Source organism: Streptomyces katrae (genome assembly GCF_000966975.1).
Classification (GTDB): Bacteria; Actinomycetota; Actinomycetes; order Streptomycetales; family Streptomycetaceae; genus Streptomyces; species Streptomyces katrae.
Window position 1 is genome coordinate 1 of the sequence record NZ_JZWV01000042.1, and the last position, 7,215, is coordinate 7,215.

A 7,215-nucleotide genomic window follows, 5' to 3' on the forward strand; every position below is an offset into this window, starting at 1 on the left:
CCGGTAGGCCGACCGCTCGCCGTCGAGGGCCGGCGGGCCGCTCACGGACAGCCGTTCCGGGCAGGTCACCTTGCACCAGATGTCCGGCCTGGCCCGCATGAAGTCCAGGAACGCCCCGAACTCCGGGCCGTAGGGGTCCTTGGTGACATCGGGCCGGCCCATGTGGTCGACGACCAGCGGAACCGGTATCGACAGGAAGAAGTCGCGCAGGCCGGCGAGGTCGGCCGCCTCGAAGTAGACGACGACGTGCCACCCGTGGGGGGCGATCCGCTCGGCGATCTCCCGCAGGTCCCGGCGCGGCGCGGCGTCGACGAGCCGCTTGACGAAGTTGAACCGCACCCCGCGCACGCCGGCTTCGTGCAGCTCCGCCAGCTCGGCGTCCGAGACGTCCGGCCGCACCGTCGCCACGCCCCTGGCCAGCCCTCCCGAGGACCGCAGGGCGTCGACCATGGCGCTGTTGTCGGCGCCGTGACAGGTCGCCTGGACCACGACGCTGCGGGTGAACCCCAGGTGGTCGCGCAGCTCGAAGAGCTGGTCCTTGGACGCGTCGCACGGGGTGTACTTCCGTTCGGGCGCGAACGGGAACACGGCTCCCGGGCCGAACACGTGGCAGTGCGCGTCGACGGCGCCCTCCGGCACCCGGAACGCGGGCCGGGTCGGACCGGCGTACCAGTCCAGCCAGCCGGGGGTCTTCTCGAAGCTCGTCGTCATCGTCAGTCCTCGTAGCGCAGTCCGAGCTCGGCCAGCGGGCCGCGCATGCCGTACAGGTCCAGGCCGAGTTCGCCCGCGCGGAACCGCTCCCGCTTGCTCTCCTCGCCGGCCTCGCGCCGGGCCGCGGCCTCGGCGACCTCGGCGGCCCGTTCCCGCGGCACCACCACGACACCGTCGCGGTCCGCCACGACGACGTCGCCCGGCCTGACCAGGGCGTTCGCGCAGACCACCGGCACGTTGACCGAACCGAGGGTGGCCTTGACCGTGCCCTTGGCGTTGACCGCACGGGCGAAGACCGGGAAGTCCATCTCCTCCAGTTCGGACACGTCGCGCACGCCTCCGTCGATGACCAGTCCCCGGCCGCCCCGGGCGCGGAACGAGGTGGCGAGCAGTTCGCCGAAGAATCCGTCCTCGCTCTCCGTCGTGCAGGCCGCGACCACCACGTCGCCCTCCTCGATCTGCTCGGCGGCGACGTGGAGCATCCAGTTGTCGCCGGGCTGCAGCAGCACGGTCACCGCCGTCCCGCAGAGCCGGGCCCGGGTGTAGGCGGGGCGCAGGTACGGGCGCATCAGACCCACCCGTCCCATCGCCTCGTGGACGGTCGCGACGCCGAACGCCGACAGGGCGGCGACGTCCTTCGGGTCGGCGCGGGTGATGGCGGTGTGGACGACACCGAGCCGGGTGTGTTCCATGTGTCCTTCTCCTGGGTCAGTGGCCGGAGGTGGCGAGCCGCGCGGCGAGTCGGGGGTAGACGCGCAGGGCGTTGCCGGAGTAGACGGCGGCCCGCTCCTCGTCGGTGAGGTTCGGGGTGGCCTCGACGTACCGCTTCGTGTCGTCGAAGTGGTGGCCGGTGCGCGGGTCGATGTCGCGGACGGCGCCGATCATCTCGCTGGCGAACAGCACGGACCGGCTGGGAATGACCTGCGTGAGCAGGTCGATGCCGGGCTGGTGGTACACGCAGGTGTCGAAGAAGACGTTCTCCAGCAGCGTCTCGGGGTCCGGCCGGCCCAGTGCCATCGCCAGACCGCGGAACCGGCCCCAGTGGTAGGGCACCGCGCCGCCGCCGTGGGGGATCACGAACCGCAGCGAGGGGAAGTCTGCGAACAGGTCGCCCTGGACCAGCTGCATGAACGCCGTGGTGTCCGCGTTCAGGTAGTGGGCACCCGTCGTGTGGAAGGCCGGATTGCACGAGGTGCTGACGTGGATCATCGCGGGGATGTCGTACTCGGCCATCGCCTCGTAGAGCGGGTACCAGCTGCGGTCCGTCAGCGGTGGCGCGGTCCACTGGCCGCCCGACGGATCGGGATTGAGGTTGACCGCCACCGCGCCGAGTTCCTCGACCGCGCGGCGCAGCTCGGGCAGGCAGGTGGCCGGGCCGGCGCCCGGCGACTGCGGCAGCATGGCGCCCATCGCGAAGCGGTCCGGGTAGAGACGGCTGACGCGGTGGACGAGGTCGTTGCAGATGCGCGCCCACGTCGCGGAGACCCGGAAGTCGCCGATGTGGTGGGCCATGAAGCTGGCCCGGGGGGAGAAGATCGTCAGGTCGCTGCCGCGCTCGTCCATCAGGCGCAGCTGGTTGTCCTCGATCGCCCGGCGGAGGTCGTCGTCGGTGACGACGAGGTCGTCCGGGTCGGGGGCGTCCGCGGGGGATCCGGCGGCGGCGACCTGCCGGTCGCGCCACCGGGCCAGTTGCGGGGGCGCGGTGGTGAAGTGACCGTGACAGTCGATGATCATGTCGGGATGTCTCCTGGGGGTCTCGTCCGGTCAGCCGCGGGAGGCGGCGGGCCAGCCCGTGTACTGCTCGGCGAGATAGGCGCGGCCGGCGCGCGTGCCCACCACGTTGTCGAGTTCGCCGAGTTGGCGCCGCAGGTCGAACGGCGAGGCGCCGGGCGGGGTGTGCAGCAGCCGGGTCATCCAGTGGGAGAAGTTCTGCGCCCGCCAGATCCGCCGCAGCGCGCGCGGCTCGTACTCCGCCAGGGCGGCCTCGCCTTCGGTGCCGAGGGCCCGCAGGAGGACGTCGGCCAGGACCTTCACGTCGTGCAGTGCGAGGTTGAGCCCGCGGGCGCCGGTCGGCGGCACGGTGTGGGCGGCGTCTCCGGCGAGCAGCATCGAGCCCCAGCCCATCGGCTCCTGCACGAACGACCGGAACCGCAGGACCGTCTTCTCCAGGATCGGGCCCTCCTTGAGGCGGAAGCCGTCCTCCCCCGCCACCCGTGCCTGGAGCGTCTCCCAGACGCGGTCGTCCGGCCAGGCGTCGACGGGCTCGTCCGGGGCGCACTGGAAGTACATCCGCTGCACCGTCTCGGTCCGCCGGCTGATCAGCGCGAAGCCGTGCTCGGAATGGGCGTAGACCAGCTCGGGTGCGCTCGCCGGCGCCTCGGCCATGATGCCGAACCACGCGAACGGGTACTCCTTGCCGTACCGCACCCGCCGGTCCTCGGGGACCAGGTTGCGGCACATGCTGCGCGATCCGTCCGCGCCCACGACGTAGCGGGCCCGGATCTCGTGCCGGGAACCGTCGGCCGCGGTGTACCGGACCCGCGGAGCACCGGTGGTGATGTCGAGGACCTCGGTGTCCTTCACCCCGAAGTGGACCGTGCCGCCGTCGCGTTCGCGTGCGTCGGCCAGGTCGGTGAACACGTCGGTCTGCGGATAGAGCCACACCGACGCGCCCACCAGCTCCTTGAAGTCGAGCCGGTGCGGCCGCCCGCCGAAGCGGAGCTCGGTGCCCTCGTGTTCGTGGCCCTCGCGCAGGATCCGGTCGCCGACACCCGTCTCGATCAGGTCCCGGGCCGCGTCGGCCTCCAGGATGCCGGCGCGCTGCGTCGTCGCGATCTCGTGACGGGTGCGGGTGTCGATCACGATCGTGTCGACTCCGGCCCGGCCGAGCCGGTGAGCGAGCATCAGGCCGGCCGGACCGGCCCCGACGACTGCGACGGGAACCGGGGCAACGGTGTCGACGACGGCGTCTGCCATGGCATCTCCTGGGCAACGGTGGACGTGGGGAACACGTCGAACGCTGCCAGCCAGGACCCCGGCCGGTCTCCGGTGTTTCCGTCAGGCGGAAGCCCGCCCGGATCTCAGGCGGTGGAGCGGGTACGTCGGCCGAGCTCGTCGGAGATCCCGTACGCGGCCCTCAGCAGAGGCTCGCGCAGTCCGCGCGCCCGGCTCGCCCCACGCGACGTGATCACGATCCCGAGAGCCGCGCTGACGGGCCCGTTCCGTCCGATCCGTACGGGCGCGGAGACCGCGACGGTGCTCTCGGAGAGCTGCCGGTCGCTGACGAAGACCTGTTCGCGGCGGATGCGGTCCAGTTGCGCGCGCAGCGTCCTCGGGTCGGTGACGGTGTGCGGGGTCCAGGCCCGCAGCGGGGATTCGAGGACCTCTTCCTGGATGTCCACCGGCGCGTGCGCGAGCAGGACGCGCCCCATCCCGGTGGAGCCGATGGGGAACCGGGCCCCCACCATCGTCACCAGCTCCACCGACCGGTGCCCGGCGATCCGCTCGACGAACACCAGCTCCGCGCCCTCGCGCACCGCGAGCTGGATGTTCTCGTGGGTCGCCTCGTAGAGGTCCTGCATGAAGGGCAGCGCCACGTCACGCAGGATCTGGGTGCGCGGGCATCCCGAGGCGATCTCCCAGAGCCTCAGCCCGACGTGCCACGAGCCGTCCTCCCCGCGCTCCAGCGCTCCCCACGCCGCCAGCTCGGCGACCACCCGGTGCGTCGTGCTCAGGGCCAGGCCGGTGCGCTGGGCGATCTCCGACAGTGTCTGCGCCGGGTGCTCGCGGTCGAAGGCCGCGAGGACGTCGAGGACTTTTCCAGCCGCTGTGCTCCGGGTCGCGCTCACGCGGCCAGTTTCGCAGACCCGCGTTGAGCGGCCCCCACGAGAGCCGTACCATCTGCCGGACACCAAGGAGGCGACGTGAACACAGTGATCTCCGGGCTGTCCTCGATGGCGACACGGCCGCTGCTGGCCGAACTGTCCGAGCGGATCCGGCACGTGCACGGGCTTCCCGTGCGTTTCGAGTCCGCGGGCGGGGTCGAGATCGCACGGCGGGTGCGCGAGGGCGCCGAGGCCGACCTGCTCGTGCTCGCGGACGGAGCGCTGACCGCGCTGGAGGAGGAGGGGCACCTCCTGGCGGGCTCGGCGCGGCCGCTGTGGATCTCCCAGGTCGTGGCCGCCGTGCCGGCGGGAGCACCGGTTCCGGTGCTCGACTCGGAATCCGGACTGCGGTCCGCCCTGGAAGCGGCGCGGAGCATCGCCTACTCCACCGGTCCCAGCGGAACGGCCCTGGTCGAGCTGATCGGCCGGCTGGGCTTCGCCGACGCACTCGCCGGCCGGCTCGTCCAGGCACCCCCGGGGGTGCCGGCCGGCAGTCTGCTCGCCTCCGGCCGGGCCGACTTGGCGTTCCAGCAGCACAGCGAGCTGATGGACCTGCCGGGCGTCGTCATCGCCGGCCCGCTGCCGGGTGATACGGCCATCAGCTCGACGTTCGGCGGAGCCGTCCTGGCCTCGGCCTCCCGGCCGGGACCCGCTCTCGAGGTCCTCGACTTCTTCGGCTCCGGCACCGGGTCCGAGAGCGCCCGTGCCAGGGGCATGCGGGCCGTTCAGGGTTCGAAGCGGTAGCCCATGCCGGGCTCGGTGATCAGGTACCGGGGGTGCGAGGGGTCGGCCTCGAGTTTGCGGCGGAGCTGGGCCATGTAGACGCGCAGGTAGTTGGTGTTCTCACTGTAGGTGGGCCCCCAGACCTCCAGCAGCAGCCTGTTCTGCGTGATCAGGTGACCGGGGTGGGTGACGAGGATCTCCAGCAGGTGCCACTCGGTGGGTGTGAGCCGTACGGTGCGGTCGCCGCGCCGGACCTTCTTCGCGAGCAGGTCGATGGTGAACCCGTCGGTTTCGACCACGGTGATGTCGTCGGCCGTATGTGCGGGTTCCGCCTGTCTGCGGGAGGCGGCCCGCAACCGGGCCAGCAGCTCGTCCATGCTGAAGGGCTTCGTGACGTAGTCGTCGGCTCCGGCGTCCAGGGCGCGGATCTTGTCCTCGGAGGTGTGCCGGGCGGACAGCACCACGATCGGGACCCGGCTCCAGCCGCGCACCCCCCTGATGACCTCGATGCCGTCCATGTCCGGGAGCCCGAGGTCGAGCACGATGACGTCGGGTCTGCGCGCGGTGGCCAGCCGCAGGGCCGAGCCGCCGTCGCCGGCCTCGTCGACGTCGAACTTGCGTGCCTGGAGGTTGATCCTCAGCGCGCGGACGAGCTGGGGATCGTCCTCCACCACCAGCACCCGGGTCATCGGCGTGCAGCCTTTCCTCGTTGTGAGCGGAACGGCCGGGAACCGGCGGGGTGCGCGAGTCCGCGCCCCGCCGGTTCCCGTGCCGTGCGGAGGGACGGTCAGTTCCCGGTCAGGGCCTTGAGGGCGGTGTTGAGCTCCAGCACGTTGACGCGGGGCTCGCCCATGAAGCCGAGCGCGCGTCCCTCGGTGTGGTCCTTCACCAGCTTCTCGACCTGCTTGACGGGCAGTCCGTTCTTCTCGGCCACCCGGTGGACCTGGAGTTCCGCGTACGCGGGGGAGATGTCCGGATCCAGGCCGGAGCCCGAGGAGGTGACCGCGTCGGCGGGCACGTTCTCGGCCTTGACCTTGTAGTCGGCGGTGGAGTTGTCGGCGATCACGGTGGCCTTGGCTTCCTCGACCGTTTTCACGAGCTCGGGGTTGTCGGCGGCCTTGTTGGTGGCTCCGGAGAGGATCAGCGAGTACTGGGTGTTGACGCTGTTGGCGCCCAGACCCGCGGAGGGACGCGGCTGGAACCACCTGAGGTCCGGCTTGGCGGCCTCCTCGGGGTCGTCCGCGTTCTGCTTGGGCAGGTCGTAGGTCTGCCCGATGAGGGAGGAGCCGACGACGTTGCCGCTCCCGTCCTTGATCTCGGAGCCGTTGGCCTCGTCGTCGAAGAGGGCCTGGGCGACCCCGGTCACGGCGAGGGGGTAGAGCACGCCGCACACGAGCGTCAGGACGAGCAGGGCGCGCAGGCCGGCGCCGATCAGGCGGGCCGTGGCGGCCAGGGAGTTGTTCATGGTCGTCTCAGCCGATTCCGGGAATGAGGGAGATGAGCAGGTCGATGAGCTTGATGCCGACGAACGGGGCGATCAGGCCGCCGAGTCCGTAGACGCCGAGGTTGCGGCGGAGCATCCTGTCGGCGCTGGTGGGCTTGTACTGGACGCCCTTGAGGGCGAGCGGCACGAGGGCCACGATGATCAGCGCGTTGAAGATGACGGCGGAGAGGATCGCCGACTCGGGGGACGCGAGCCCCATGATGTTGAGCTTGTCCAGGCCCGGATAGACCACGGCGAACATGGCCGGGATGATCGCGAAGTACTTGGCCACGTCGTTGGCGATGGAGAACGTGGTCAGGGCGCCCCGGGTGATCAGGAGCTGCTTGCCGATCTCCACGATCTCGATGAGCTTGGTCGGGTTGGAGTCCAGGTCCACCATGTTCCCGGCCTCCT

Annotated in this window: 8 protein-coding genes and 1 pseudogene; 1 reads left to right on the forward strand and 8 read right to left on the reverse strand. The window is 71.2% G+C overall.

Features of this window, described 5'->3' with window-relative positions; translation table 11 throughout:
* The 5 genes from VR44_RS02645 to VR44_RS02665 form a co-directional block, all read right to left on the reverse strand.
* Positions 1-711: amidohydrolase family protein (locus tag VR44_RS02645; RefSeq protein WP_045945708.1), on the reverse strand; the 711-nt coding region annotated here is incomplete at its 3' end.
* 2 nt (positions 712-713) lie between these two features.
* Entirely contained in the window at positions 714-1,403 is a 690-nt protein-coding gene (gene ligK / locus VR44_RS02650; protein WP_045945709.1) for a 4-carboxy-4-hydroxy-2-oxoadipate aldolase/oxaloacetate decarboxylase, read from the reverse strand.
* 16 nt (positions 1,404-1,419) lie between these two features.
* Positions 1,420-2,445 (reverse strand): amidohydrolase family protein, encoded by a 1,026-nt coding sequence (locus VR44_RS02655; protein WP_045945710.1) that lies wholly within the window; start codon positions 2,443-2,445, stop codon positions 1,420-1,422.
* Between the two features lie 30 nt (positions 2,446-2,475).
* Complete coding sequence (locus tag VR44_RS02660) at positions 2,476-3,687, reverse strand: 4-hydroxybenzoate 3-monooxygenase (protein ID WP_045945711.1); 1,212 nt, start codon at positions 3,685-3,687, stop codon at positions 2,476-2,478.
* Positions 3,688-3,791: 104 nt separating this feature from the next.
* Complete coding sequence (locus VR44_RS02665; RefSeq protein ID WP_045945712.1) at positions 3,792-4,559, reverse strand: IclR family transcriptional regulator; 768 nt, start codon at positions 4,557-4,559, stop codon at positions 3,792-3,794.
* Positions 4,560-4,634: 75 nt separating this feature from the next.
* Here VR44_RS02665 and VR44_RS02670 point away from each other — a divergent pair, with 75 nt between their 5' ends.
* Positions 4,635-5,339, forward strand: a complete 705-nt coding sequence (locus tag VR44_RS02670; protein WP_052713443.1) for a substrate-binding domain-containing protein — start codon at positions 4,635-4,637, stop codon at positions 5,337-5,339.
* Here VR44_RS02670 and VR44_RS02675 read toward each other — a convergent pair.
* From VR44_RS02675 to VR44_RS02685, 3 genes and pseudogenes are all read right to left on the reverse strand, one after another.
* A complete protein-coding gene (locus tag VR44_RS02675) occupies positions 5,321-6,007 on the reverse strand; it encodes a response regulator (RefSeq protein WP_045945713.1) in 687 nt (228 codons plus the stop codon). The two genes, VR44_RS02670 and VR44_RS02675, sit on opposite strands and share 19 nt — an antisense overlap.
* A 98-nt stretch (positions 6,008-6,105) precedes the next feature.
* The gene (locus VR44_RS02680; protein ID WP_045945714.1) at positions 6,106-6,783 is read right to left on the reverse strand and encodes a potassium-transporting ATPase subunit C; all 678 of its coding nucleotides are present in this window, start codon (positions 6,781-6,783) and stop codon (positions 6,106-6,108) included.
* A gap of 7 nt (positions 6,784-6,790) precedes the next feature.
* Positions 6,791-7,215: pseudogene (locus VR44_RS02685) on the reverse strand (potassium-transporting ATPase subunit B); the annotation flags it as partial.

Coding starts and splice junctions, on each gene's coding strand:
- VR44_RS02655 (WP_045945710.1), bottom strand. CDS start 2,445: ATGATCATCGACTGTCACGGTCACTTCACCACCGCGCCCCCGCAACTG.
- VR44_RS02660 (WP_045945711.1), bottom strand. CDS start 3,687: ATGGCAGACGCCGTCGTCGACACCGTTGCCCCGGTTCCCGTCGCAGTC.
- VR44_RS02675 (WP_045945713.1), bottom strand. CDS start 6,007: ATGACCCGGGTGCTGGTGGTGGAGGACGATCCCCAGCTCGTCCGCGCG.
- ligK (WP_045945709.1), bottom strand. CDS start 1,403: ATGGAACACACCCGGCTCGGTGTCGTCCACACCGCCATCACCCGCGCC.
- VR44_RS02680 (WP_045945714.1), bottom strand. CDS start 6,783: ATGAACAACTCCCTGGCCGCCACGGCCCGCCTGATCGGCGCCGGCCTG.